Annotated in this window: 24 protein-coding genes and 1 pseudogene; 17 read left to right on the forward strand and 8 right to left on the reverse strand. The window is 72.4% G+C overall.

Annotated elements, in window-relative coordinates:
• Window positions 1-65: 65 nt before the first annotated feature.
• From ACWGR4_RS05255 to ACWGR4_RS05265, 3 genes are all read left to right on the forward strand, one after another.
• On the forward strand, window positions 66-806 hold the full coding sequence (locus tag ACWGR4_RS05255; protein ID WP_452130809.1) for an alpha/beta fold hydrolase: 741 nt from the start codon (window positions 66-68) through the stop codon (window positions 804-806).
• Window positions 807-926: 120 nt separating this feature from the next.
• Window positions 927-2,243, forward strand: a complete 1,317-nt coding sequence (locus ACWGR4_RS05260; protein WP_380000712.1) for a sensor histidine kinase — start codon at window positions 927-929, stop codon at window positions 2,241-2,243.
• Entirely contained in the window at window positions 2,207-2,857 is a 651-nt protein-coding gene (locus ACWGR4_RS05265; protein WP_126640582.1) for a LuxR C-terminal-related transcriptional regulator, read from the forward strand. Before ACWGR4_RS05260 ends, ACWGR4_RS05265 begins: the two co-directional genes overlap by 37 nt.
• A 344-nt stretch (window positions 2,858-3,201) precedes the next feature.
• Here the strand turns inward: ACWGR4_RS05265 and ACWGR4_RS05270 are convergent, their stop codons facing one another.
• Window positions 3,202-3,405, reverse strand: a complete 204-nt coding sequence (locus tag ACWGR4_RS05270) for a hypothetical protein (protein ID WP_126640583.1) — start codon at window positions 3,403-3,405, stop codon at window positions 3,202-3,204.
• A gap of 546 nt (window positions 3,406-3,951) precedes the next feature.
• Here ACWGR4_RS05270 and ACWGR4_RS05275 point away from each other — a divergent pair.
• From ACWGR4_RS05275 to ACWGR4_RS05285, 3 genes and pseudogenes are all read left to right on the forward strand, one after another.
• Window positions 3,952-5,388 (forward strand): hemolysin family protein, encoded by a 1,437-nt coding sequence (locus ACWGR4_RS05275; protein ID WP_380000716.1) that lies wholly within the window; start codon window positions 3,952-3,954, stop codon window positions 5,386-5,388.
• Window positions 5,385-6,452 (forward strand): CNNM domain-containing protein, encoded by a 1,068-nt coding sequence (locus ACWGR4_RS05280; protein ID WP_452130810.1) that lies wholly within the window; start codon window positions 5,385-5,387, stop codon window positions 6,450-6,452. The genes ACWGR4_RS05275 and ACWGR4_RS05280 overlap by 4 nt, the downstream gene beginning before the upstream one ends.
• A 183-nt stretch (window positions 6,453-6,635) precedes the next feature.
• Window positions 6,636-6,812: pseudogene (locus tag ACWGR4_RS05285) on the forward strand (AIM24 family protein); the annotation flags it as partial.
• Window positions 6,813-6,883: 71 nt separating this feature from the next.
• Here the strand turns inward: ACWGR4_RS05285 and ACWGR4_RS05290 are convergent.
• On the reverse strand, window positions 6,884-7,645 hold the full coding sequence (locus ACWGR4_RS05290; RefSeq protein WP_380000720.1) for an AraC family transcriptional regulator: 762 nt from the start codon (window positions 7,643-7,645) through the stop codon (window positions 6,884-6,886).
• Between the two features lie 165 nt (window positions 7,646-7,810).
• Between ACWGR4_RS05290 and ACWGR4_RS05295 the strand changes: the two genes are divergently transcribed.
• Both ACWGR4_RS05295 and ACWGR4_RS05300 read left to right on the forward strand, forming a co-directional pair.
• Entirely contained in the window at window positions 7,811-8,965 is a 1,155-nt protein-coding gene (locus tag ACWGR4_RS05295) for an MFS transporter (RefSeq protein ID WP_452130825.1), read from the forward strand.
• 39 nt (window positions 8,966-9,004) lie between these two features.
• Window positions 9,005-9,751, forward strand: coding sequence for an HAD family hydrolase (locus ACWGR4_RS05300; RefSeq protein ID WP_452130811.1), 747 nt, complete (start codon window positions 9,005-9,007; stop codon window positions 9,749-9,751).
• On the opposite strand, the gene ACWGR4_RS05305 is transcribed toward ACWGR4_RS05300, so the two are convergent.
• Window positions 9,717-10,169: an RpiB/LacA/LacB family sugar-phosphate isomerase gene (locus ACWGR4_RS05305; RefSeq protein ID WP_380000724.1), complete on the reverse strand. Its 453-nt coding sequence runs from the start codon at window positions 10,167-10,169 to the stop codon at window positions 9,717-9,719. The two genes, ACWGR4_RS05300 and ACWGR4_RS05305, sit on opposite strands and share 35 nt — an antisense overlap.
• Window positions 10,170-10,244: 75 nt before the next feature.
• On the opposite strand from ACWGR4_RS05305, the gene ACWGR4_RS05310 reads away from it, so the two are divergent.
• From ACWGR4_RS05310 to ACWGR4_RS05320, 3 genes are all read left to right on the forward strand, one after another.
• Window positions 10,245-11,102 carry a helix-turn-helix domain-containing protein gene (locus ACWGR4_RS05310; protein ID WP_452130812.1) on the forward strand — a complete coding sequence of 286 codons (858 nt, stop codon included), beginning with the start codon at window positions 10,245-10,247 and terminating at the stop codon, window positions 11,100-11,102.
• A gap of 136 nt (window positions 11,103-11,238) precedes the next feature.
• Window positions 11,239-11,646 carry a VOC family protein gene (locus ACWGR4_RS05315; RefSeq protein WP_439673772.1) on the forward strand — a complete coding sequence of 136 codons (408 nt, stop codon included), beginning with the start codon at window positions 11,239-11,241 and terminating at the stop codon, window positions 11,644-11,646.
• An 83-nt stretch (window positions 11,647-11,729) separates the two neighbouring features.
• Window positions 11,730-12,206 carry a GNAT family N-acetyltransferase gene (locus ACWGR4_RS05320; RefSeq protein WP_452130813.1) on the forward strand — a complete coding sequence of 159 codons (477 nt, stop codon included), beginning with the start codon at window positions 11,730-11,732 and terminating at the stop codon, window positions 12,204-12,206.
• 39 nt (window positions 12,207-12,245) lie between these two features.
• Here ACWGR4_RS05320 and ACWGR4_RS05325 read toward each other — a convergent pair whose 3' ends face one another.
• From ACWGR4_RS05325 to ACWGR4_RS05340, 4 genes are all read right to left on the reverse strand, one after another.
• Window positions 12,246-13,811: an MFS transporter gene (locus ACWGR4_RS05325; protein ID WP_452130814.1), complete on the reverse strand. Its 1,566-nt coding sequence runs from the start codon at window positions 13,809-13,811 to the stop codon at window positions 12,246-12,248.
• Window positions 13,812-13,883: 72 nt separating this feature from the next.
• The gene (locus ACWGR4_RS05330) at window positions 13,884-14,441 is read right to left on the reverse strand and encodes a TetR/AcrR family transcriptional regulator (protein ID WP_452130815.1); all 558 of its coding nucleotides are present in this window, start codon (window positions 14,439-14,441) and stop codon (window positions 13,884-13,886) included.
• Between the two features lie 118 nt (window positions 14,442-14,559).
• Window positions 14,560-15,075 carry a pyridoxamine 5'-phosphate oxidase family protein gene (locus ACWGR4_RS05335; protein WP_380000736.1) on the reverse strand — a complete coding sequence of 172 codons (516 nt, stop codon included), beginning with the start codon at window positions 15,073-15,075 and terminating at the stop codon, window positions 14,560-14,562.
• Window positions 15,076-15,143: 68 nt separating this feature from the next.
• Window positions 15,144-15,755 (reverse strand): hypothetical protein, encoded by a 612-nt coding sequence (locus tag ACWGR4_RS05340; protein ID WP_380000739.1) that lies wholly within the window; start codon window positions 15,753-15,755, stop codon window positions 15,144-15,146.
• A gap of 256 nt (window positions 15,756-16,011) precedes the next feature.
• Here ACWGR4_RS05340 and ACWGR4_RS05345 point away from each other — a divergent pair, with 256 nt between their 5' ends.
• Entirely contained in the window at window positions 16,012-17,157 is a 1,146-nt protein-coding gene (locus ACWGR4_RS05345; protein ID WP_380000740.1) for an epoxide hydrolase family protein, read from the forward strand.
• A 48-nt stretch (window positions 17,158-17,205) separates the two neighbouring features.
• Here the strand turns inward: ACWGR4_RS05345 and ACWGR4_RS05350 are convergent, their stop codons facing one another.
• A complete protein-coding gene (locus ACWGR4_RS05350; protein ID WP_380000742.1) occupies window positions 17,206-17,793 on the reverse strand; it encodes a hypothetical protein in 588 nt (195 codons plus the stop codon).
• A 269-nt stretch (window positions 17,794-18,062) separates the two neighbouring features.
• On the opposite strand from ACWGR4_RS05350, the gene ACWGR4_RS05355 reads away from it, so the two are divergent.
• From ACWGR4_RS05355 to ACWGR4_RS05375, 5 genes are read left to right on the forward strand one after another with little or no spacing between them, the layout of a single operon-like run.
• Window positions 18,063-19,604, forward strand: a complete 1,542-nt coding sequence (locus tag ACWGR4_RS05355) for an efflux RND transporter periplasmic adaptor subunit (RefSeq protein WP_452130816.1) — start codon at window positions 18,063-18,065, stop codon at window positions 19,602-19,604.
• The gene (locus ACWGR4_RS05360) at window positions 19,601-20,377 is read left to right on the forward strand and encodes an ABC transporter ATP-binding protein (RefSeq protein ID WP_380030984.1); all 777 of its coding nucleotides are present in this window, start codon (window positions 19,601-19,603) and stop codon (window positions 20,375-20,377) included. Before ACWGR4_RS05355 ends, ACWGR4_RS05360 begins: the two co-directional genes overlap by 4 nt.
• Window positions 20,374-21,594 (forward strand): ABC transporter permease, encoded by a 1,221-nt coding sequence (locus ACWGR4_RS05365; RefSeq protein ID WP_452130817.1) that lies wholly within the window; start codon window positions 20,374-20,376, stop codon window positions 21,592-21,594. Before ACWGR4_RS05360 ends, ACWGR4_RS05365 begins: the two co-directional genes overlap by 4 nt.
• Window positions 21,595-21,633: 39 nt before the next feature.
• Complete coding sequence (locus ACWGR4_RS05370; RefSeq protein ID WP_452130818.1) at window positions 21,634-22,434, forward strand: hypothetical protein; 801 nt, start codon at window positions 21,634-21,636, stop codon at window positions 22,432-22,434.
• Window positions 22,435-23,163 (forward strand): response regulator transcription factor, encoded by a 729-nt coding sequence (locus ACWGR4_RS05375; RefSeq protein WP_380000752.1) that lies wholly within the window; start codon window positions 22,435-22,437, stop codon window positions 23,161-23,163. It abuts the gene before it with no gap.
• Window positions 23,164-23,169: the final 6 nt, after the last annotated feature.

The raw sequence follows: 23,169 nt of genomic DNA on the forward strand, positions 1-23,169 counted from the left end.
TCAGGTATAGGCGACAGGATCCTGATCGCAGGACGAACACCGAACCACGATCGAGGAGCATCACCATGGCGAACATCGTTCTCGTGCCCGGCTACTGGCTCGGCGCGTGGGCCTGGGACCGGGTCGCCGAACCGCTGCGCGCCGCCGGCCACGAGGTCGTCGCGGTCACCCTGCCCGGCCTGGAGCCCGACCGCACCGACGGGGCGGGCGTCGACCTGGCCGCCCAGTCCCGGGCCCTGGTCGACGAGATCACCACGCGCGACCTCACCGACGTGGTCCTGGCCGCCCACTCGGGCGGCGCGTTCGCCGCGTACGAGGCGCTGGACCGGATCCCGGAGCGGATCGCCCGGATCGTCTACGTGGACGCCGGCCCGGTGGCCGCGGGCGTCTCGTTCGCCGACCTCCAGGAGCCCGAGGAGCGGGCCCGGATCGAGGCCGAGGTCGCCGCCCGCGGCGACGGCCGCTACGTCTACCCCTGGGACCCGGCCGCCGACCCGGTGATGCTCGACGGCCTGTCCGACACCGATCTCGCCGAACTGCGCGCCCGCGCGATGCCCCAGCCGTACGCCGTGGCCGCGAGCCCGCAGCAGGTCGCCGACCCGGCCCGGCTGCGGGTGCCGGCCCACCTGATCACCTGCCTGTTCCCGGCCGAGCAGGTCGAGGCCATGATCGCCGCCGGGCACCCGTTCATGGCCGAGTTCGCGGCGGCCGAGCAGCGCACGGTGCACAGCCTGCCGACCGGTCACTGGCCGATGTTCTCGCGCCCGAAGGACCTGGCCGAATTGTTGTCGGACATCGCCGGCTGACCCCTGCTCCGGGGTGGGCCCAGGCCCACCCCGGTTCGGGGTGCCTCCCCCGTGACCTGCCCGGTCGGCGCCCGACACACTGATGACACCAGCAGTCAGGCAGATCCACGGGAGGACCCCATGAGCACGCTCACGCCAGACAGAGCCGACCCGCCGGCCACCCGGTGGCGGCTCGGCTGGGCGCTGCTGTGCGCCTGGCGCGGCTTCGCTCTGGTCTTCCTCTCGGTCCCCGCCCTCGCGCTGTTCATCACGTGCGTGGTGTTCATGGCGCTGCTGCCGATAGGCGTCGGCCTGCTGTTCTTCTTCCCCCTGATGTTGCTGTTGCGCGCCACCGCCAACGTGACCCGCAAGGCGATGCGCTCGTGGGCGCACGTCCCGATCGACACCCCGTACCGGCGGTTGCCCACGGGTGGCGGCGTGACCGGGCTGTGGGCGCGCACCAAGCGCATGATCACCGAGGCGGCCACCTGGCGGGACCTGCTGTGGGCGCTGCTCTACCTGCCGTCGAGCCTGCTCATCGCGTGTTTCCCGATGATGCTGATCGTCAACGGCCTGCACGGCGTGCTGATGCCGTTCCTGTGGGAGGTGGCCTACCGGCACGTCGACGACGCGCAGTGGTACACGTTCATCAAGGTGAACAGCGTGCAGCGGGCCGGCCTCGCGGTGCCGTGGGGCCTGGTCCAGGTGGCCGCCGGCCTGGCCCTCGCGCCGTGGTTCGCCCGGGTCAACGGTCTGTGGAACCGGTCCCTGCTCGCCCCCACCAAGCAGGCCGAGTTGGCGCTGCGGGTCCAGCACCTGACCGAGAGTCGGACCGACGCGGTGGACGCATCGGCGGCCGAGCTGCGTCGGATCGAGCGTGACCTGCACGACGGCGCGCAGGCCCGCCTGGTCGCGATGGGGATGAACCTGGGCGCCGCGGAGGCGCTGATGAAGACCGACCCCGACGCGGCCCGCGTATTGCTCGCCGAGACCCGCGAGGCGTCCGCGAAGGCGCTGCACGAACTGCGCGACCTGGTCCGGGGCATCCACCCGCCGGTGTTGTCCGACCGGGGCCTGGCCGACGCGGTGCGCGCGGTGGCCCTGGAGAGCCCGCTCGACGTCAACGTCAACGTCTCGCTGCCGGGCCGGCCCGAACTCCCGCTGGAGTCCGCCGCCTACTTCGCGGTCACCGAGGTGCTGACCAACGCGGCCAAACACTCCGGCGGCCGGCACGTGGAGATCGATCTCACGTACACGGACGGCTCGTTGCGGATCACGGTCACCGACGACGGCGAAGGCGGCGCCGATCTGATGAAGGGCACGGGACTGCGCGGCATCCAGCGCCGACTCGATACATTCGACGGGACGCTCGCCCTGCACTCCCCGGTGGGCGGCCCGACGACTGTAATCATGGAGCTGCCGTGCGACTTGTCCTCGCGGAAGACCTCGCCCTCCTGAGGGACGGGCTGGTCCGCCTGCTCCAGGCGCACGGCTTCGAGATCGTCGCGGCCGTGGACAACGGGCCCGAACTGCTCCGGGCCCTGGTGCAGCACAAGCCGGACGTCGCGGTGGTCGACGTCCGGCTCCCGCCGACCTTCACCGACGAGGGCCTCCAGGCCGCCCTGGAGGCCCGCCGACAGGTCCCGGGACTGCCGATCCTGGTGTTGTCGCAGTACGTCGAACAGCTCTACGCCCGCGAACTGCTCGCGGACGGCACCGGCGCGGTGGGGTATCTGCTCAAGGACCGCGTGTTCAACACCGACGAGTTCGTGGACGCGGTCCGCCGGGTCGCGTCGGGAGGCACCGCGATGGACCCCGAAGTGATCTCGAAGCTGCTCGCCCGCAACGTGCGGGACAAACCCCTGGCCCAGCTGACGCCGCGCGAACGCGAGGTCTTGGAGCTGATGGCGGAGGGATGCTCCAACGCGGCCATCGCGGGCCGCCTGTTCGTCTCGGAGGGCGCGGTGAGCAAGCACACCACGAACATCTTCGCCAAGCTGTCGATCGACACATCGGACGAGACGAACCGTCGTGTCCTGGCGGTTCTGGCCTACCTCAACGGAACCAACTAGGCCCTGTCCGGCGGATCTTGGTGGATCAGGCCGCGTCGTCCGGTGCCGTGCATCGGCGTGCCGGAGAAGCAGCCGCATAGTGGTTCCATTCGGCTGTTTCTCCGGTGCGGCGAGGTGCGGTGCCGGGCGGCGCGGACCCGCCAAGATCCGCCGGACAGGGCCTCTAGGCCAACCCCCACGAACCGCCGACCGGCCGGCGACATCACGAGCGGGCGATCACCCCACGGTGGTCGCACCCGCTCGGCCCGGGACGGCGCAGGGGCGACTCACCCGTGCCGTACGGACGGGCCGCGACGGACGGCAGGCCCGGTGGGCCGGCGCCCTCGTCGTGGCGCGCTCGGCGATCAGGAGCCGGTGGTCAGGCGCAGCAGGCGGTCCCGCTCCTCCTCGACGATGCGTTGGGCCCGGAGGACGACGGCCTCGGGCACCCCTTCGGGCAGCTCGCCGAAGTCGCGGAATCGGCGGAGGTCGCGTGGACGAACGCCGGTGATGTCGTAGGCCTTCAACGCGGCGAGCGACACGGCGTAGTCGTCGAGTGTGCGAGGCATGGTCTCCTTCTCGCGCGCTGAGAGGTCCGATCCGGGCGCCTCGGGCGAGCCGGCGTGGGCCGGATCAGGGCTGCTGTCGTACACGCTGCCCCCGTCTGATGTTGTCAACGTCATTGCGGCGGTGCGGGTTCCCGGTACCAATCTTCCGGACGGGAGGGCGTGGGTCGCTCCCCCGTACGGATGAACTTCGCGACGCCTGTGGCAGGAGGCGCGGGTTTTCGCTACTTCCCCCGCCGCGGTGTGTGCGTCGCACACCCCCGACGGGCCCTCATCACCTCACGGTGTTCGAGGAAGCACAGATTGTCATGACGCGGGGTGGAAAGCCAAGCATCTTTTGATACTGGTCCGAATCCGACCCCTCTCGTCCGCATCATCGCCCGGCTCGGGGGAACAAGGGCGCGCGATGATACGTTCGGCGTGGTAAGTGTTTGACCCTGAATTGCCCGTTGAGCAAGGAGCGTGTGTGTCCGCCCAAGAGACGGACCCCCCTAGTACCGGTCCCTCCCGAGACTGTGATCGAAGCCGCGACGTCCGGGAGGCGGTCTCATGACCGCGGCTCTGGGCATAGCCGCGATCGTCGTGCTGACCCTCGGTACCGGTTTCTTCGTCGCCCAGGAATTCGCCTACGTGGCGGCCGACCGGAGCCTGCTGCGTCGTCGCGCGGAGGCCGGTGACAAGGCCGCCGCCCGGGCGATGACCGTGATGGGGCGACTGTCGTTCATGTTGTCGGGTGCCCAGCTGGGCATCACCGTGACGGCCCTGCTGGTCGGTTTCATCGCCGAGCCCGCGCTGGCCGCCGTGATCTCCCCCCTCCTCGAACTGGTCTCGGTGCCCGACGGCGCCGTCCCGGTGATCGCCCTCGTCCTGGGCTTCGCGGTCGCCACCGCGATCCAGATGGTGCTGGGCGAGCTGGTCCCGAAGAACTGGGGCATCGCCGAGCCGGAGCGTGTCGCCGTCCTGCTGGGCCGGCCGACCATCGTGTACCTGAAGGTCGCCGGCCCGCTGATCCGGCTGTTCGACACCCTGGCCAACCGCATCGTGCGCTCGATCGGCATCGAACCGGTCGAGGAGTTGCACGGCGGGGCCACCACCGAGGAGCTGGCGCACATCGTCGACGAGGCCGGTCGGGACGGCGACCTCGATCCCGGTCTGTCCGGGATCCTGCGCCGCGCGATCGCGTTCGGCGACCTGACCGTGGACCAGGTGATGGTGCCGCGACCGGACGTGGTCCGGGTCCGCGCCGAGACCACCGCCGCCGAGCTGATCGAATTGGTCGCCGAGCGCGGCCACTCGCACTACCCGGTGGTCGGCGAGCGGGTCGACGACGTACTGGGCGTGGTCGGCGTGGCCTGCCTGCTCGAGGTGGCCCCCGAGGACGCCGCGCACGTCACCGCCGGATCCATCGCCCGCCCCGCGCTGCTCGTCCCCGACACCGCCGGGCTGGCCTCGCTGCTCGAACAACTGCGGGCCGCCAACGAGGAGTTCGCGGTCGTCCTGGACGAGCACGGCGGACTCGCCGGGATCGTCACCTACGAGGACGTGGCCGAGGAACTGGTCGGCGAGATCGCCGACGAGAGCGACGACGAGGACCCCGTCGACACCGAGCCGGAGGACGGCTGGTGGCGCCTGGACGCCGGACTGCGGGTGGACGAGGCCGAGCGGATCGTCGGCGCCGAGTTGCCCGACGGGCCGTACGACACCCTCGGCGGTCTGGTCATCGCGCACCTGGGTCGGCTGCCCGAGGTGGGCGACCGGATCCGGGTCCCCGACCCCGACGAGGTCCGGGCCGGGCGCTCGGCCGAGGAGGACGACGAGCCGATCCGGTACACCGAGATCGAGGTGCTGGCGGTCGAGCGGCACGTGCCGGCCCTGGTCCGGCTCCGGGTGCTGACCTCCGAGCCCGCGTTCCCCCGCGACATTCCCGAATGGAGCGCCGATCGGCGCTCCGGACAGCCCACACGCACCACAGAGGTGACCGCATGACCCCGTCCCTGGCCTCCGGTGGTGGCCTGGGCTCGATGGAGCTGGGCCTGTGGCCCGCCCTGGCCGTCACGGTCGCGCTGCTCGTGGGCAACGCGTTCTTCGTCGCCGCCGAGTTCGCGATGGTCGCCGCGCGGCGACACCGCCTGGAGGCGCTGGCCGCCGAGCGCAAGCGCGGCGCCAAGTCGGCGCTGGCGGGCGTACGGGAGTTGTCCCTGATGCTGGCCGGTGCCCAGTTGGGCATCACCATGTGTTCGCTGGGCCTGGGCATCGTGTCCGAGCCGGCCATCGCCACCATGCTCGACCCGCTCTTCGACGCCGTCGGCATGCCGGCCGCGGCGGGGCACGCGGTGGCGTTCGCGATCGCGCTGGTGGTCGTGGTGATCCTGCACATGGTGCTGGGCGAGATGGCGCCCAAGTCGTGGGCGATCGCCGGCCCCGAGAGGGTCGCGCTCGTGCTGGCCCCGTCCTTCCGCGGCTACACCCGCGTGGTGCGACCGCTGCTGCGCGCGATGAACGGGGTCAGCAACGCGATCCTGCGGCTGGCCCGGATCGACCCCAAGGACGAGTTGTCGCACCCCAAGGACGCCGAGGGGCTGCGCCGCCTGGTGGGCGAGTCCCGCCGGCTGGGCCTGATCGACAACGCCTCGCACGACGTGCTCTCGGGCACGCTGCGCACGCACACCGAGCCGCTGGCCCGGCTGATCGTGCCGACCGCCGAGATCGACTCGGTGCCGGCCGACGCGGGACCGGAGGAGATCGCCGCGGTCTCCCGCCGCAACGGCCGCAACCGGCTGCTCGTGCGCGGCGAGGACGGCACGCTGTTCGGGGTGGTGCACATCCGCAAGGTGCTCACCTCGCGTACCCAGGCGTCCGGGAACACCGCCGGCGAACTGGCCACCGCGGTGCTCACCCTCACCGTGGACACCCCGATCCAGCGCGCGGTGGCCGCCCTCCAGGAACGCCGCGCGTCCCTGGCCCTGGTCCACGCCGCCGACGGCACCCTCCTGGGCCTCGTCGGCCTGGACGACCTCCTCGGCAGCGTGCTGGGCGCCAGAGCCGCGTGACCGCGCCCCGGCCGGCCCCGATCGGGTGACACCGGTCGGCCGGTCGGGTTGCTTTGGTCCGCGGCCGGGGGTGGGGCGTGTCACGTTCGCCGCATGAGAGTCGAAGTCGGACACAGCCCTGCCTTCGCCGCCGCGCGCTGTCTGCTCGATCCGGGCGAGGCGATGCGGGCCGAATCCGGCGCGATGACGGCGCACAGCGCGGGCGTGGAGATCTCCGCCAAGGTCGAGGGCGGCTTCCTCGTGCACGCGTCGGGGCAGGGCGAGGTGATCATGGGCTGCTACGGCGCGCCGGACGTGCTGGACCTGGAGGCGGGCGAGCAGGTCGTGATCGACACCGGCCAGGTGGTCGCCTACGCGCCGACCATCACGTTCGCGTCGTTCGTCGCCGGTCTGCCGGGCGACGCAACCGAGCGACGGCAACCCGTGCCGGCTCATCCCGACACGCGGTGCGCCCCCGGGGTGTGGCCGAAGGCGCGCCGGAAGACGTCGATGAACGCGCTCGCCGAGGACCACCCGCAGCGGTGCGCCACGGTGGTCACCGGTACGTCCTCGGCGAGCAGTACCAGCGCGTGGTGCAGGCGCGCCTGGGTGCGCCACTGCGGGAACGTCATGCCCACCTCGGCCGCGAACAGCCGGGTCAGCGTGCGCTCGCCCGCGCCCACCGCCGCGCCCAGGGCGGCCAGTGTGCGCTGATCGGCGGGATCGGCCCGCAGCAGCGCGCAGACCGCCACCAGGCGCGGATCCCGACCGGTGGGCAGGTGCAGCGCCTGCCGGGGGCTGTGCCGGAGCTGGTCCAGCAGGACCGCGAGGATGCGTCGCCCCTCGTCGACGTCCACGAGGCCGGGGCGGCTGTAGGCGATGATCAGCTCGCGCAGCAGCGGGCCGACCGCGAGCACCGCGGGGCGGGCCGGGTCCAACGGGTCGGCGCCGGCGGGGATGCCCACCGCGTGCAGCACGGTCCGCCCGTGCGCGCGATGCCGGTGCAGGGTGCCGGCCGGGATCCACAACGCGCGGGTGGCGGGCGCGACCCAGGTGCCGGCGTCGGTGCTCACCGACAACACGCCCCGACCCGCGTAGACGACCTGGTGCACCTCGTGCCGGTGCGCCGTCACCCCACCCCCGGCCGGCAGGTGACGGGTGGTCGTGCTGAGGCCGGTCGGCGGCTCGGCGAGGGATTGGCGGGAGACCGACATTACTTGGCAGATTATCGGAAGCCCGCCGACGGTGTCCGAGTCGACGATCGACGAGTGACCAATCCACCGCCCACCGGGCACCCCGAACAGCTTCGACCGACACGCGACGCCGCCTCCACTGCCGACGCGTCGCCCACCTCCGCCGACCGACGGGCCATCCCGATGATGGCCATCGGGCACGCGACCGTGGACTTCTACCAGGGAGTCGTGCCCTGCCTGGTGCCGTTCCTGGTGGCCGAGCGACACTACGGCTACGTGGCGGCGTCCGGGATCGTGCTGGCCGCGACCCTGCTGTCCTCGATCGTGCAGCCGGTCTTCGGCGCCCTCACCGACCGCTGGACGATGCCCTGGCTGATCCCGCTCAGCACCACCGGCGCGGGCCTGGGCATCGCGCTGGCCGGACCGGCCGACTCGTATCCGCTGACCTGGCCGGCCATCGCGCTGTCCGGGATGGGCGTGGCCGCCTACCATCCCGAGTCCGCGCGACTGGCCCGGGTGGCCTGCCGAGGCAGTCACGTCGCGATGGGCTGGTACTCGCTCGGCGGCAACGTGGGTTTCGCCCTCGCCCCGATCATCGCCTCCCCGATCCTGTCCGCCGGCGGCCTCGACGCGACCCCGTGGCTGCTGCTGCCGGCCCTCGCCGGAGTCGCCGTCACCGCCTCCGTGATCCGCCGGCTGGCCCGATATGCCGCCGCCACCCGAGCCGCCTCCGCCCCCACCCGCCCGGACGACTGGCCCGCCTTCACCCGGCTGACCGCCGTCATCGTGTGCCGCTCGATCGTCTTCGTCGGCCTGAGCACCTTCGTCGCGCTGTTCGCCGAACGGCACCTCGCCGGCGGCGACACGGCCGGCTCGATCGCGCTGTTCTGCCTGTTCGCCGGCGGCGCCGTCGGGACCGTGCTCGGCGGTCGGCTGGCCGCCCGCTGGGGCCGTACCCGCACCCTGCGCCGCGCCTACGCCGCGTCCGTGCCGGCCACCGCCGGCCTGGTGCTGATCCCGGGTCCGACCCTGTACCTGTTCGCCGCCGCCACCTCGATCGCGCTCTACGTCCCGTTCTCGCTGCACGTCACCCTCGGCCAGGACTACCTGCCGCACCGCATCGGCACCGCCAGTGGCGTCACCCTGGGCCTGGCGGTCAGTATCGGCGGCGTGGCCACCCCCGCCGTCGGCGCGCTCGCCGAGGCGAGCACCCTGCGGATCGCGCTCACCCCGCTGATCGCGCTGTGCGCGCTCGCCTGGTACCTCGGCCGCACCTTGTCCGAGCCCGAGGACCGCCTCCGGCCCGCCCCGTCACGCGCGGCCGACGCGTCCGCAGGATAGGACGGTGTAGGCCGCCTGCGGATCGGGGACCGGCCGGGCATGAACGTACGCGCGCTGGCCGTCGACTTCGGGGACACCCTGGCGATCCCCGGGCCCAACCCCGACGGCCGCGTCGTCCTGGAGGTGCTGCGCGAGTTGCCGGGCACACACGTCCCGGACACCTTCGTGGCCGCCTACGACCACGTACACCGGATCACCCGCGAGGGCGACCGGGTCCGGGACACACACACCTCCTTCGCCACCGAGATCCACTGGGCCGCCCGGTTGTGCGGGGCGCGCGTCCCGGACCCCGAGGCGGCCCTCGAACCGGTCTTCGAGCGGGTCCCCGACTCCCGGGTGATCCGCCGGGCCGCCGAGGCGCTGCTGCGCATCCGGGCCCGCGGCGACCTGGTCTGCGTCCTCGCGTGCGACACCCAGCGACCCGAGTCGGTACGCCGGCGCACCCTGGCCGCGGCGGGCATCGAGGACTGCTTCGACGCCGTCGTACTCTCCTGCACGATCGGCCTGCGCAAGCCGCACCCGGACTTCTATGCCGAGGTCGAACGCGCCTGCGGCGTCCCGCGCGAGGCGATCATGTTCGTCGGCAACACCCCGAGCAAGGACGCCACCGCGCCGCACGTGTACGGGATGCGCGCCGTGTTGATCGCGCCGACCGGGCGCCCGCCGGGCCTGGCCGCCGCGATCGGGGTGATCGGGCACTTCGCCGAGCTGCCCGACCACCTCGATCGCACCGCCGCCGACCGACCCACGCTCAGCGGCGGATCTCCGCCACGTGCTCCACGTTGAGCACATCCGCGACCTCGCGGCTCGGCGCGGTCGCGAACCACGCGTCCAGGATCTCCATCAACACCGGCCCCGAGGTCAGCCGCATGCTCAGCGCCAGTACGTTCGCGTGGTTCCAGCGCCGCGCGCCGGCCGCCGTCTCCGCGTCCGAGCACAGCGCCGCCCGAATCCCGTCCACCTTGTTCGCCGCGATCGACGCACCGGTACCGGTCCAGCAACACACGATCGCCTGATCGGCCCGCCCCGCCGCCACCTCGCGCGCGGCCGCGGCGCTCACCGGCGCCCAGTCGTCGGCGAACTCGGGCGTGTGCGCCGGGTCGAAGGCGCCGAACGGCAACACTTCGTGGCCACGCTTGCGCAGTTCGTCGGCGAGGTACAGGCCGCAGCCCTTGATCTGGTCGGCCGAGATCGCGATGCGCATCGAATACTCCCTGGTCGGTGCTTCGTCTGGTCGGTGGTCGGCACCGTGTCGGCACCGGGTGTGAGACTGGACAGCATGGTCCCCACGGACACTCTGCACGTGACCCGACACACCTCCGCGCTCGGGTCCATGGCGACCGTGTCCGCGCCCGCGCATCCCGCGCTCGCGCCCCTGTTCGGCGCCTACCTCGGCTACGACGAGCACACCCACGCGCCGCTGCGCCGCCGCGAGCCGGCCACCGGTTCGATCACCGTGATCATCGGATTCGTGCCGATCCGGGTCCACTCCCCGCATGCGGGGCCGGTCACGCCGGGCACCACCCGCTCGTTCGTGGCCGGGCTGCACGACGGGCCCACGCTCGTCGAGCACGACGGCCGACAGGCCGGCATCCAACTCGACCTGACTCCGCTGGGCGCCTATACGCTGCTCGGCCTGCCGCTCGCCGAGATCGCCGACCGGGTGGTGCACCTCGACGACCTGCCCGGGTGGGACGGCGACGCGCTGGTCGACCGGCTGATGTCCGCGCCCGACTGGTCGACCCGCTTCACCCACCTCGACGAGATCCTGCTCCGCCGCCTGGCGATCGGCCCCGAGCCGCTGCCCGAGGTGATCCGCTCCTGGGACCTGCTGACGGCGAGCGCCGGTCGGATCGACGTCACCACGCTGGCCCGGGAGATCGGATGGAGCCGGCGCCGGCTCGGCGCCCGCTTTCGGGAGACCGTCGGTCTGCCGCCCAAGAAGGTGGCCCGGGTGTTGCGCTTCCGGCACGCGATCGCGCTGCTGGAGGGGACGCCGCGCTCGTGGGCGGAGGTCGCGGCGGAGGCCGGCTACTACGACCAGGCGCACTTCAATCGTGATTTCAAGGTGCTCGCGGGCTGCACGCCCGGTGCCCACCTGGGCTCCCGGCTGCCCACCGGCGGCTTCGCGGCCTGACCCGCGCCGGCCGACGGCGCTCGTTCCCGTTTGTCCAATACCGCGAAGGGTCACCCGCGGGAGGCTGGTCTCGACCCACCCGGCACCCGCCGGACCCTCGGAACAGGCCGCCACACCCGGCCGCAAGGAGCGCACCATGAGCGACAACACGCTGATCGCCGACCTCGTCCCGACCCTGCGCTACAACGACGCGACGGCGGCGATCACCTTTCTCCGGGAGGCGTTCGGGATGACCGCGGTCATGGTGGTCCCGGGCGACGACGACACCGTCGCACACGCCGAACTGACCTTCGGCAACGCCATGGTGATGCTCGGCAGCAACCCGCCGGAGGGGTCCGACGCGTTGCTGCGGTGGCCCGTCGGCGGCTCCGCGCTCTATGGCGTGATCGACGGCGACGTGGACGCGCACTGCGCGCGGGCGGTGGCGGCGGGCGCGACCGTGGTGCTGGAGCCGAAGGACCAGGACTACGGCGGTCGCGACTACACCGTCCGCGACCCCGAGGGCAACCTCTGGAGTTTCGGCAGCTACCGCCCGAAGGTCTGAGCCCGCGTGCGTCGGCGGGCCGGTGCGCGACCGGGCCCGGGCCCGCCGATGATCGCGTCATCCCCACGGGCTAGCGTCCTTCCGTGGAGATCGAGACTCTGGGGTACGACCACCCCGATGTGCGCAAGCTGGTGGCGGATGTGCAGCAGGAGTACGTGCACCGCTACGGCGACCCCGACGAGACGGCGGTCGACCCGGCCGAATTTTTGCCGCCCCAGGGCCTGTTCTGCGTGGCGTACGACAACGGCGCCCCGATCGCCTGCGGGGGCTGGCGGGCCCGCGGCGCGGCGCCGGAGGATCCGAGCCTGAACGACGGCGACGCCGAGCTCAAGCGGATGTACGTGGTGCCGCATGCCCGCGGGCGCGGTCTGTCCCGAGTGATCCTCGCGCACCTGGAGGAGACCGCCCGCGCGGCGGGCCGGCTGCGGGTGGTCCTGGAAACCGGAGCGAAGCAGCCCGAGGCGATCGCGCTGTACCGGTCCTCCGGATACGAGCGCATACCCGGGTTCGGCTACTACAAGGACTACCCGAGCAGCATGTGCTTCGCGAAGGCGCTCTGAGGTCCGCCGGCGGGGGCGACCCCGCCGGCGCACCGGTCGTCAGTGCTCCACGTCGGACCCGGCGGTCTGCGCGCCGCGCAGCATGAACCAGGCCGCGACGGCGGCGGCCAGCAGCACCACCGCGCCCGCGCCGGCCGCGATCCGCAGTCCCTCCAGGAACGCGTCGTTCGCCGAGTGGGTGAGGTCGGCGGCGACCTGCCCGGACACCGTGTCGGCCGCCTCGGCGGCGCCCGCGAGCGACTCGCGCGCACCGTCGGCCGCCGAGCCGGACACCCCCTCCGGCACCGTCAGATGGCCCCGGTAGATCCCGGTGACCACCGAGCCGAGCAGCGCGATGCCCAGCGCCGCGCCCAGTTCGTACGCGGTCTCCGAGACCGCCGAGGCCGCGCCCGCGTTCTCCTTCGGCGCGCTGCCCAGGATCAGGTCGGCGGTGACCGTGAACGAGAAGCCCGCGCCGACACCGACCAGGAGCAGCACGCCGCCCAGGTAGAGGTACGGCGTGTCCTCGGCGAGCACGGTGAGCGCGCCCAGGGCCAGTCCGATCGCGGTCAGGCCCGACGTCACCACCACGCGCGGGGTGAGCCGGCGGGCCGCCGCGCCCGCGAGCAGACCCGACACGATCGCCCCGACGGTGGCCGGCAGCTCGGCCAGGCCCGCCTGCAACGGGCTGCGCCCCTGGACCAGTTGGAGGAACTGGGACAGGAAGAAGATCAACCCGGACATGCCGAGCACGGTGAGCAGGTCGGCCAGTACCGATCCGGAGAACGCCCGGTTGCGGAACAGGCGCATGTCGAGCAGTGGAACCGGCAGCGACAACTGCCGGCGGCCGAACCACACCAGCGCGCCCACCCCGATCGCGAGCGCCGCCCACACGTCGGGGCGAAGCAGGCCGTGAGTCGCGGCCTCCTTGACCGCGTATACGGTCGCGATCATGCCGATCAGGGACAGTGCGGCGCTGAGCATGTCCCACGGACCCGGGTTCGGGTTGCGCGACTCGGGGAGCATCTTGACGCCGACGACGATCAGTACGGCCATCACCGGCAGGTTGATCAGGAAGACCGAGCCCCACCAGAAGTGTTCGAGCAGGAAGCCGCCGACGACCGGGCCGAACGCGGCGCCGGCCATCGACATCGCGCCCCACACGCCGATCGCGAAGCTGCGCTCGCGCGCGTCGGGGAAGATGTTGCGGACCAGGGCGAGGGTGGAGGGCATCAGCGACGCGCCGGCGACGCCCATCGCGACCCGTGCCGCGATCAGCGCCTCGGCGCTGGGCGCGTAGGCGGCGGCCACGGACAGCGCGCCGAACGCGGCCGAGCCGAAGAGCAGCAGCTTCTTGCGGCCGATCCGGTCGCCGAGGGTGCCGGCGGTGACCAGCAGACCGGCGATGACGAAGGAGTAGACGTCGCCGATCCACAACAGCTGGGTGCCGGTCGGCTCCAGGTCCTCGCTGAGGAACGGGATGGCCAGGCCGAGCACGGTGGCGTCGATCGCCACGAGCAGTACCGACAGGGTCAGTACGCCGAGCGCGATCCAGCGGCCCGGCGCGCCCTTGGCGGGGTTGCCGGTGCCGGTATGAGCAGGAACCGAGGAAGTGGGAGCTGCCATGATCGAAAGTCCAAAAAAAGAGATGGAACCAGGGGTGGGGCGACGGATCGGGTGTCGCGTCGCCCCGGGGGGTCAGTCGGGCTTGCCCGGGGTGCGCCGGGCGCCGCCGAGCAGGAGTTCGGTGACCGAGCGGGCCGCGTCGCGGCCGGCGAGTCGGCCCTCGTGCACGGCCCAGCCGGCGGCGGCGACGAAGGAGAACAGCGCCTCGGTGACCCACTGCGCGGTCAGGTCGACCCGCATCGAGCCGTTCTCCTGGCCGCGCCGGACCACGGCGGCCACCTGCTCGTCCATCACGCTCCAGGCCCGCTCCAGGTCCGGGTCGCCGACCAGCGAGCTCTCGCCGTACAGGAACGCCAGGTAGTCGGCGCAGGGCATCAGCTGCTCGACCAGGTCGCACAGCGCCCGCGGTACGTCGTCGGCGCTCAGGTCGGCGGTGTCGATCGCGCGCCCGATCCGGGCGGATGCCTCCGCGCCGAGCGCGGTGATCAGCGCCGGGCGGCCGGGGAACATCCGGTGCAGCGTGGCCCGGCTGATCCCGGCGGCGCGGGCGATCTCGTCCATGGACGAGGCGGGGCGCCGGAGCAGCAGGGTGACGGCGGCGCGCAGCACCTGCTCGTTGTCGGTGGGCATGGATCAACTCTAGCCCAGATGAGACAACTCTGTCTCAGGAATTACGCGACGGACTCAGGCGGCATGCCATGGCGTCAGGGGCACGCCGTGGCGTCGGGCGGCGCGTCGTGGCGTCGGGTCAGCCCGCGCCCTGTGGGGTCAGCTCCGGGCGGGGCTCCTGCCAGGTCAGCACCGCGCTGCCGAGCCCGGCCCCCCGTCCGGCGCCCGGAAACACCCGCAGCCGCCACGGCGACAGGCGCATCACCGCGAAGTCGGGCGAGGAGGGCTTCTCCCACCCGGGCACCCCGGCAGGGTCGTAGCCCAGCGGCTCCGGAGTGTCCCGAAACAGGTGCCACACCCGCTCGCGGACCTCCTCGTCGAAGAGCAGGTCCGCGCGGCATTCGGCGGCGCACGTGTCGTGCGTGGGCGACCAGTAATTGCAGGACACGAACGGGTTGCGGGCGATGTGCGCGCGCTTGGTCGCGGTCGGCGCGGTGGCCACCCAACCGGTGAGCCGACCGTGTTCCCACACCCAGTAGGGGTGCAGGATCCGGGTGCGGGGGCGGCCGGCGCTGTCCACGGTGGCGATCGAGGCCCACACGATCGAGTGGGCCATGGCGACGAAGGCCGGGGCCGCGGTTTCCAGATCGGTCATGGCGGCAACCCCTGTCTCCTCGTAACGGCCCGACACCCACCCCCATACTGTCGTGAACGAGCGCGACCCTAAAGGCCCATCGGGAAGTCGTACGAGGCCGGCGGCTTGATCCGCACCTGATCGCCCTGGAACATCACCGAGATCTGGTCGTGCGGACGCAGCTCGATCCGGGCCGGATCGCCGGTCACCAACTCGCCGTTGAGGTAGGTGCGGTAGGTGTGCGTGGCGTCGGGGGTGAGCGCGCCCAGGTGGGTGTCGTCGAACCTGACGTTCCACATCGCGAACAACTGCCCCAGGACGAAGCGGGCGTTCGCGTCGTGGCTCTCCACGTGCAGGACGCCGCTGTTGTCGTGGGTGTGCAGGTCGGCCAGCAGCCCGGACCTGTGGTCGATGCCCAGCTCGGGGGCGACCTCGACGCGCTCCAGGCCGACGAAGATGTCCAGATGCACGTGGAAGTGCTGCTTCGCGCCCTCCATCGTGTCCAGGGCCAGCCCCACGTCGGCCCCGCGCTGCGCGCTGTCGACGGGCACCGGCCAGGGCGGCAACTCGGCGTTGGCGGACGCCTTCGGCTGGGGCAGCGGGGGCCGGGCGTCGGCGGCCACGGGGGCGCCGGCGGCGAGTGAGCAGGCGGACAGGAGAGCGGCGACGACGCCGACTCCGCCGCGGAGGTGACGGTTCATCAGGGGCCTTCCGGGAGCGGGACGAAATCACCAACCTGGCGACTTCGGCGGCCCCGACGAAAGCCGATCGGGCGCGTCGGGGCCTGACTTCACCCATACGGAGGACGGTGCGGACGCGGCGCCGGCGGTGTTCGAGATTCGGGCCGAACGGGGGCGGCCCGCTCTGGTATGCGCTCGGGTGTTCGGGTTGAGTACCGCCCTGGAGACCCGCCCCGGAGATTCGCCCTGACGTCCACATGGATGGAGTTGCCGGCCGATGACCACCCCGTCGCACCTCACGCCGTTCCGGATCGAGATACCCGAGGCCGAGCTGGTCGATCTGCGGGAGCGCCTGGCGCGCACCCGATGGCCCGAGGCGGAGCCCGTGGCCGACTGGTCGCAGGGCATTCCGCTCGGGTACACGCGGGAGTTGGCCGAGTACTGGCGCACCACGTACGACTGGCGCAAGACCGAGGCGAGGTTGAACGCCCATCCACAGTTCAGGGCCGAACTCGACGGTGTGGGCATCCACTTCCTGCATGTGCGCTCGCCGTACCCGGACGCGATACCGCTGATCCTGACCCACGGCTGGCCCGGTTCGGTCATCGAATTCCTGGACGTGATCGGCCCGTTGACCGATCCCGTCGCCCACGGCGGGGACGCGGCGGACGCGTTCCACGTGGTGCTGCCCTCGCTGCCCGGCTATGGCTTCAGCGATCGGCCGACCGAAACCGGGTGGGGGGTCGACCGGATCGCCCGGACCTGGGCGCGGCTGATGGCCGACCTGGGCTACGAGCGCTACGGCGCGCAGGGCGGCGATTGGGGATCGATGATCACCGCGTCGCTCGGTCGCCAGGACCCGGAGCACGTGCTCGGGATCCACCTGAACATGCCGGTGGCGATGCCGGACGCCGAGGCGATGCAAGATCCGACGCCCGAGGAGCGCCAGGCGCTGGCCGACCTGGCCACGCACTCCGAATGGGACTCCGGCTACAGCAAGATCCAGTCCACCCGGCCGCAGACCCTCGGCTACGGTTTGACCGATTCCCCGGTGGGCCAACTCGCCTGGATCGTGGAGAAGTTCCGGCAGTGGACCGACTGCGACGGGCACCCGGAGAACGCGCTGCCGCGCGACCACATGCTCGACAACGTGATGCTGTACTGGCTGACCGGCACCGCCACGTCCTCCGCCCGCCTGTATTGGGAGAGCTATCGCGATCCCGACCTGGCCGCGGTCGACGTGCCGACCGGATGCTCGGTCTTCCCGCACGAGATCATCCGCGCTTCGCGCCGCTGGGCGGCCAACCGCTTCCGCGACCTGCGCTACTGGAACGAGCTTCCCCGAGGCGGCCACTTCGCCGCCTTCGAACAACCGCAGCTGTTCGTGGAGGAGATCCGCCGCTTCTTCCGCCTGCTGCGCTAGGTCCTGTCCGGCGGATCCTGGTGGATCGGGCCGCGTCGTCCGGGTCGGCTACGACGAAGTCGCCGGGCTCGGGTGTGTCGTCGGCAGGAGTGCCTCGCAGATCTTCAGGGCTTCGGCGACCGCGGGATCCGTGCGGTCGAGGGCCGACGGGCCGCCCGGGGGCAGGTCGACCCTGTGGTCGTGGAGGCAGCTTGCGAATGCCCGGATGCCGGAGTCGTTCGGGGCGGCTGTGCCTCGGCTGCCCGGGGTGCGGGTGGGGCGCAGCGTCGCGCAGGTTTCCTCGGCCTTGCGGAGCGCGGGATCGGTCGCGCGTGGGCGGCCGGGGAAGCCCGAGGGGCGTTCGCCGGCCGGGCGGCTCGGGCGATCGGATGGGCGGGCGGTGCCATCGGGCCGACCCGACGGGCGGGCTCCCCCACCCGGCCGTCCGGTCGGCACCGTGACCCCGTTCGCGCGCAGACAGTCGGTGTACGCCTTCGTGGCGTCGGCACCGGCGCTCGGCGCGCTCGACGGACCCGCGACTCTCGTGCTCTTGCCGCCGTTCCCCCCACCACATCCGGCCAGCAGCAACACGAGTGCCGAGGCGGCGACCGGCACCACCGCCGTGGTCCACGCCGGTCGACCCGGGTACCTCGTCATGACGTCCTTCCCACGCGACTCGGGAACGGCCGCCGGACGGCGCACCACCCATCCGCCCCGGACTCAAGCACGGCGGGATGGTGGTTGTCCGCGCGCCGCCTGGGAGTTCGCTGGGAGCCCGGACCCCATCGGGCGGACGACTTGTCGCGATCACAGCACTTTCAACCGATACGCGCCCGGCTCGCGGCCTCGATCCGCCGTCGCGTTGCCGGCCAATTCCCAGACGGCCGACAGCCTTCGGGTACGTGTCCGGTTCAGGCTTGGCCGCCATGAGGCGTGTACGACTACGACGCAAGTCGGTCCTGCTCAACCTGACCCTGGCCGCCGCGTTGGTCACCGGCGCCGGCTTCGCCTACGCGGCGGTGGACGACGGGGGCGGATCGACGCGCGCCGGCCGGGTGCGTACGGGCAAGGTCACCAAGGGCACGGTGATGGCCACGGTGTCCGCGTCCGGGTCGTTGAGTTCGCCCTCCGACACGGGGGTGGCCTTCACCGCCGCGGGCAAGGTCACCGCGGTCGCGGTCAAGGTGGGCGACCGGGTCACCGCCGGCCAGGTGCTGGCCCGGATCGATCCGGCCCAGGCCCAGGAGGCGCTGGACGCGGCGAAGTCGGCCGTGAGCGTGGCCCAGGCAAATCTGACCAAGGCCCGCGCGGGCACCCCGGTCGGGGGCGGCAACGGAGGCGGCAGCAACGGCGGTGGTGGCGGCAACCAGGGCAGTGGCAACCAGAGTTCCGGCATCGAGAACACGGCCGTACGCGGCGGCACCGGCGGTGCCGCCTCCCGCGATGTGCCCGCCGCCACGCCCACGACGGCGCCGCCCGGGTCCGCGTCCACCCCTGTCGCCCAGCCGCACCCGACCGTCACCGTCACCGTCACCAAAACCGCGACGGCCACCCCGTCGCCGAGCACGACGGTGGACGCCGCCGCGGTCACCCAGGCCGAATCGGCCCTGGTCACCGCGAACAACAAGGTCGCCGACGCGCAACGGGCCCTGGACGGCTGCACCCTGATCGCCCCCTCCGACGGCGTGGTGGCCTCGGTGTCGGGCAAGGTCGGCGACAACGTCTCCGCCGGCGGCTCGGGCGGTTCCGGCGGTTCCACCGGCTCGGGCGGTTCCGGCGGTTCCGGCGGCCAGGGCGGCTCGTCCGCGGCCTCGAACAGCACGGCGAGCGGATTCGTGGTGCTCGCGAATCCGACCGGCATGGAGAGCCGGGTGTCCTTCTCGGAGGCCGACGCGGCCAAGGTCAAGGCGGGACAGCCGGCCACGGTCACCCTCAACGTGAACTCCGCGATCCGGCTGAACGCCAAGGTGGTGAGCGTCAATCCGCTCCCGGACAGCGGCGGGTCGGCCGGTTCGGTCAAGTACGGCGCCACCATCGCGCTCCAGGGCGACGTGTCCACGCTGCGCACCGGCCAGACCGCGAACATCTCGGTGATCGTCGCCCAGGCGGACAACGCGCTCCAGGTGCCCTCGGCGGCTGTGACCGGCGGCGGCACGAGCGGCCCCGGCGGCACGGGCGGCTCCGGCGCCTCGGTACGCGTCCTCGTCGACGGCGTCGAACAGCGCCGTACGGTGACCATCGGCGTGGTGGGCGACCAGACCACGCAGGTCCTCTCCGGCCTGGCCGAGGGCGACGAGATCGTGATCGGCACCGTCGCCGCCGGCACCGGCTCCACGTCGGGCCGCTCCGGCCAATCCACCCGCGGCGGCACCGGCGGCGGCGCAATCCCGGGCGGCGGCGCGGTCTTCCCCGGCGGTGGCAACGGCGGCGCGACCGGCGGCGGCTTCCCGCGCGGCGGCTCACGGTGAGCGGGCCGCACGCGGGCCGCCCCGCGCCGGTGATCGACGTCCGAGCGGTGACCAAGTCGTACGGCCACGGCGCCGCCGCCGTGCAGGCGCTGCGCGGCGTCGACCTGACCATCGAGGTCGGCGAATACGTGGCCATCATGGGCAGTTCGGGCTCGGGCAAGTCCACCCTGATGAATGTCCTGGGCTGCCTGGACATCCCGTCCTCGGGCCGCTACCTGCTCGACGGCCTCGACGTCGGTCGGCTCGACGAGCACCAACTCGCCCTGGTCCGCAACCGCCGCATCGGCTTCGTCTTCCAGTCGTTCAACCTGATCCCGCGCACCACCGCGCTCGCCCAGGTCGAACTCCCGCTCTCCTACGCGGGGGTGCGCGCCCGGGAACGCCGCCGCCGCGCCCGTGCCGCGCTCGACCTGGTCGGCCTGTCCGACCGCGCCGACCACGCGCCCAACGAACTCTCCGGCGGCCAGCAGCAACGTGTCGCGCTGGCCCGGGCCCTGGTCACCGCCCCGGCGCTGCTGCTCGCCGACGAGCCCACGGGCAACCTGGACAGCCACAGCACCCGCGAGGTACTGGGCATCCTGGACCGACTGCACGAGGCCGGCCGCACGATCGTGATCATCACTCACGAGGACGAGGTCGCCGCCCGCGCCGAACGGGTCCTGCGCCTGGTCGACGGCCTGGTGGTATCCGATCGGCGGCGCTCCCCCGCATCCGCGCCGACCGCCTCCGAGCCCGTCGCGGCCGGTCCGCTCGTGGAAGGTCCCCGTCGGTGAACCCCGTCGAAGTGCTCCGATTCGCCGTCCTGGGCCTGGCCGCGAACAAGATCCGGACCGCGCTGACCATGCTCGGCGTACTGATCGGGGTCGGCGCGGTGATCCTGCTCGTGGCCGTCGGCAACGGCTCGTCCAAGTCGGTACAGGCCTCCATCCAGCGCCTCGGCACCAACCTGCTCACCGTCTCGCACACCGCGGGCGGCGGCCGATTCGGCGCGGCCGGACAGGGCGGCACGCTCAAGGACCTCACCCCCGACGACGCCCGGGCCCTGGTCGACCAGACCCTGGCCCCGCATGTGAAGTCGGCCGCCCCGGTGCAGACCACGTCCCAGAGCGTCACCTACGCCGGCCAATCGGTCACCGTGTCCCAGATCGTCGGCACCACGCCGGACTGGTTCGCCACCACCAACCACGACCTGGGACAGGGCGCGCTGTTCGGCGCCGACGACGTGAACTCCCGGCGCAGGGTGGCGATCCTGGGCAGCACCACGGTGGAGAACGTGTTCGGCACGGAGAATCCGATCGACAAGGAAATCCTGGTCGGCGGCGTGCCGTTCCGCGTCGCGGGCGTCCTGCGCACCAAGGGCGGCAACGGCGCGGCCGACTCCGACGACACCATCGTGCTGCCGGTGACCACCATGCGCGACAGCCTGACCGGCTACGGTTCGTTGTCCGCGATCGCCGTACAGGCCACCTCCTCCGACGACACCACGCTCGCCCAGGACGAGGTCACCTCGATCCTGAACAACCGGCACCGGATCACCGATTCGACACAGAGCGACTTCCGGATCACCAACCAGCAGTCGTTGCTGAGCGCCAACGACGAGACCAACAAGACGTTCACCGTGCTGCTCGCCGCGGTGGCCGCGATCTCGCTCCTGGTCGGCGGGATCGGCATCACCAACATCATGCTGGTGACGGTCGCCGAACGCACCCGCGAAATCGGCATCCGCAAGGCGATCGGCGCGCCGCGCGGGGCGATCCTGGGCCAATTCCTCGCCGAGTCCACGCTGTTGTCGGTGATCGGCGGCGGCCTCGGTGTGGCCGCCGGGCTGTTCGCGGCCCGCTTCGAGGTGGTCGGGATCACGCCTGTCGTGGTGCCGAGTTCGGTGGTCGGCTCGTTCGCCGTGTCGGTCGCCATCGGCCTGTTCTTCGGCGGCTACCCGGCCGCGCGCGCCGCCGCGCTGCGGCCGATCGAAGCACTGCGGCACGAATAGCCCGACCACCCACCGCCGTTCCGGAGGAGAATCCCGACCATGACGCCGAAGCCCGGCCTCGACCCGCACGACACCCGCCCACTCGACCCCGCACCGGGAGAGCCGGCGCCCGACCCCGGCATGCCCGGATCCCCCGCCCACGAGACCACGCACGAGCCCACGGATCCCGAGCCGCCCGGCTTCGTCGGCGGCTTCCACACCGAACCGGCCGCCGCCGAGGCGCCGGACGAGTCGCCGGAGGACATCCTCGCCCGACCGCCCGCCGCCCGCGACGTCGCCGACGAGTTGGCCGCGCCGCCCCGCCGCCGCCTGCCCGCACTGACCCTGGCCCTGAGCGCGGGTGTGCTCCTGTCCGCCGGCTTCCTGGCCGGCGTCGAGGTACAGAAGGACCACGCGGGCGGCGGCACCGGGCAGAGCGCGGCGCAGCAGGGCGCGAACCCCTTCACCACCCGCACCGCCGGCGGCAGCGGCACCCAACCGGGCGCCCGCCCGGCCGGCGGCACCACGTCCGGCGCGGGCTCCGGCTCCGGCTCGGACCTGACCACCGGGACGGTGAAGGTCGTCGACGACTCTTTCATCTACGTCTCAGATTCGGCCGGCAACATCGTGAAGGTGAAGACCGACGCCGGAACGAAGATCCAGGTGACCCGCGACGGGCGCACCGTCGACCTGAAGCCGGGCGACACCGTCGTGGTGCGCGGCGCGACCGGCGCCGACGGCGCGGTGACCGCGACCTCCGTCGCCCAGGGCACCACTGCCCTCGGCCGCGGCGGCGCGGGCAACCCGGGCACGGCGGCCGGCGCGGGCGGCACCGCCGGCGCGACCGGCGGGGCGGGCTAGATGGCCACGCCCGCCGAGGGCGCCCGCACCCGCCTGCTCGTCGTCGACGACGAGCCGAACATCCGCGAACTGCTCTCCGCAAGCCTGCGTTTCGCCGGATTCGAGGTCGACTCGGCGGCCGACGGCGCCGACGCGCTGGCCGCCGTCGCGCGGTGTCGGCCGAACCTGGTCGTGCTCGACGTGATGCTCCCCGACCTGGACGGCTTCGAGGTGGTCCGCCGACTGCGCGCCGACGGCACCCGGCTGCCGGTGTTGTTCCTGACCGCGAAGGACACCACGAAGGACAAGATCACCGGATTGACCCTGGGCGGGGACGACTACGTCACCAAGCCGTTCAGCCTCGAGGAGTTGATCGCCCGGATCCACGCGGTGCTGCGCCGGGTGCACGGCGGCGAGGGGGTGCCGACGTCCTCCAACCGGATCGTGGTCGCCGATCTCGAACTCGACCCGGACGGCCACGAGGTGCTGCGCGGCGGACGACCGGTGTCGTTGTCGCCCACCGAGTTCAAACTGCTGCGCTACCTGATGCTCAACACCGGCCGGGTGGTATCCAAGACGCAGATCCTGGACCACGTCTGGCAGTACGACTTCGGCGGCGATCTGAGCATCGTCGAGTCGTACATCAGCTACCTGCGCCGCAAGATCGAACTCGACGTCGGCGGCGGCAAGTTGATCCACACCGTGCGCGGGGTCGGATACGTGCTGCGACGCCCGCAGCCGTCGGCCTGACGGCGC

This window comes from Embleya sp. NPDC055664 (genome assembly GCF_053618075.1).

Bases quoted from the DNA above. Each gene is read 5' to 3' on its own strand.
- ACWGR4_RS05260 (WP_380000712.1), top strand. From the start codon at position 927: ATGAGCACGCTCACGCCAGACAGAGCCGACCCGCCGGCCACCCGGTGG.
- ACWGR4_RS05290 (WP_380000720.1), bottom strand. From the start codon at position 7,645: ATGTCGGTCTCCCGCCAATCCCTCGCCGAGCCGCCGACCGGCCTCAGC.
- ACWGR4_RS05315 (WP_439673772.1), top strand. From the start codon at position 11,239: ATGAGCGACAACACGCTGATCGCCGACCTCGTCCCGACCCTGCGCTAC.
- ACWGR4_RS05275 (WP_380000716.1), top strand. From the start codon at position 3,952: ATGACCGCGGCTCTGGGCATAGCCGCGATCGTCGTGCTGACCCTCGGT.
- ACWGR4_RS05255 (WP_452130809.1), top strand. From the start codon at position 66: ATGGCGAACATCGTTCTCGTGCCCGGCTACTGGCTCGGCGCGTGGGCC.
- ACWGR4_RS05335 (WP_380000736.1), bottom strand. From the start codon at position 15,075: ATGACCGATCTGGAAACCGCGGCCCCGGCCTTCGTCGCCATGGCCCAC.
- ACWGR4_RS05355 (WP_452130816.1), top strand. From the start codon at position 18,063: ATGAGGCGTGTACGACTACGACGCAAGTCGGTCCTGCTCAACCTGACC.
- ACWGR4_RS05350 (WP_380000742.1), bottom strand. From the start codon at position 17,793: ATGACGAGGTACCCGGGTCGACCGGCGTGGACCACGGCGGTGGTGCCG.
- ACWGR4_RS05340 (WP_380000739.1), bottom strand. From the start codon at position 15,755: ATGAACCGTCACCTCCGCGGCGGAGTCGGCGTCGTCGCCGCTCTCCTG.
- ACWGR4_RS05300 (WP_452130811.1), top strand. From the start codon at position 9,005: ATGAACGTACGCGCGCTGGCCGTCGACTTCGGGGACACCCTGGCGATC.
- ACWGR4_RS05325 (WP_452130814.1), bottom strand. From the start codon at position 13,811: ATGGCAGCTCCCACTTCCTCGGTTCCTGCTCATACCGGCACCGGCAAC.
- ACWGR4_RS05280 (WP_452130810.1), top strand. From the start codon at position 5,385: ATGACCCCGTCCCTGGCCTCCGGTGGTGGCCTGGGCTCGATGGAGCTG.
- ACWGR4_RS05370 (WP_452130818.1), top strand. From the start codon at position 21,634: ATGACGCCGAAGCCCGGCCTCGACCCGCACGACACCCGCCCACTCGAC.
- ACWGR4_RS05310 (WP_452130812.1), top strand. From the start codon at position 10,245: ATGGTCCCCACGGACACTCTGCACGTGACCCGACACACCTCCGCGCTC.
- ACWGR4_RS05305 (WP_380000724.1), bottom strand. From the start codon at position 10,169: ATGCGCATCGCGATCTCGGCCGACCAGATCAAGGGCTGCGGCCTGTAC.
- ACWGR4_RS05375 (WP_380000752.1), top strand. From the start codon at position 22,435: ATGGCCACGCCCGCCGAGGGCGCCCGCACCCGCCTGCTCGTCGTCGAC.
- ACWGR4_RS05345 (WP_380000740.1), top strand. From the start codon at position 16,012: ATGACCACCCCGTCGCACCTCACGCCGTTCCGGATCGAGATACCCGAG.
- ACWGR4_RS05295 (WP_452130825.1), top strand. From the start codon at position 7,811: ATGGCCATCGGGCACGCGACCGTGGACTTCTACCAGGGAGTCGTGCCC.
- ACWGR4_RS05330 (WP_452130815.1), bottom strand. From the start codon at position 14,441: ATGCCCACCGACAACGAGCAGGTGCTGCGCGCCGCCGTCACCCTGCTG.
- ACWGR4_RS05270 (WP_126640583.1), bottom strand. From the start codon at position 3,405: ATGCCTCGCACACTCGACGACTACGCCGTGTCGCTCGCCGCGTTGAAG.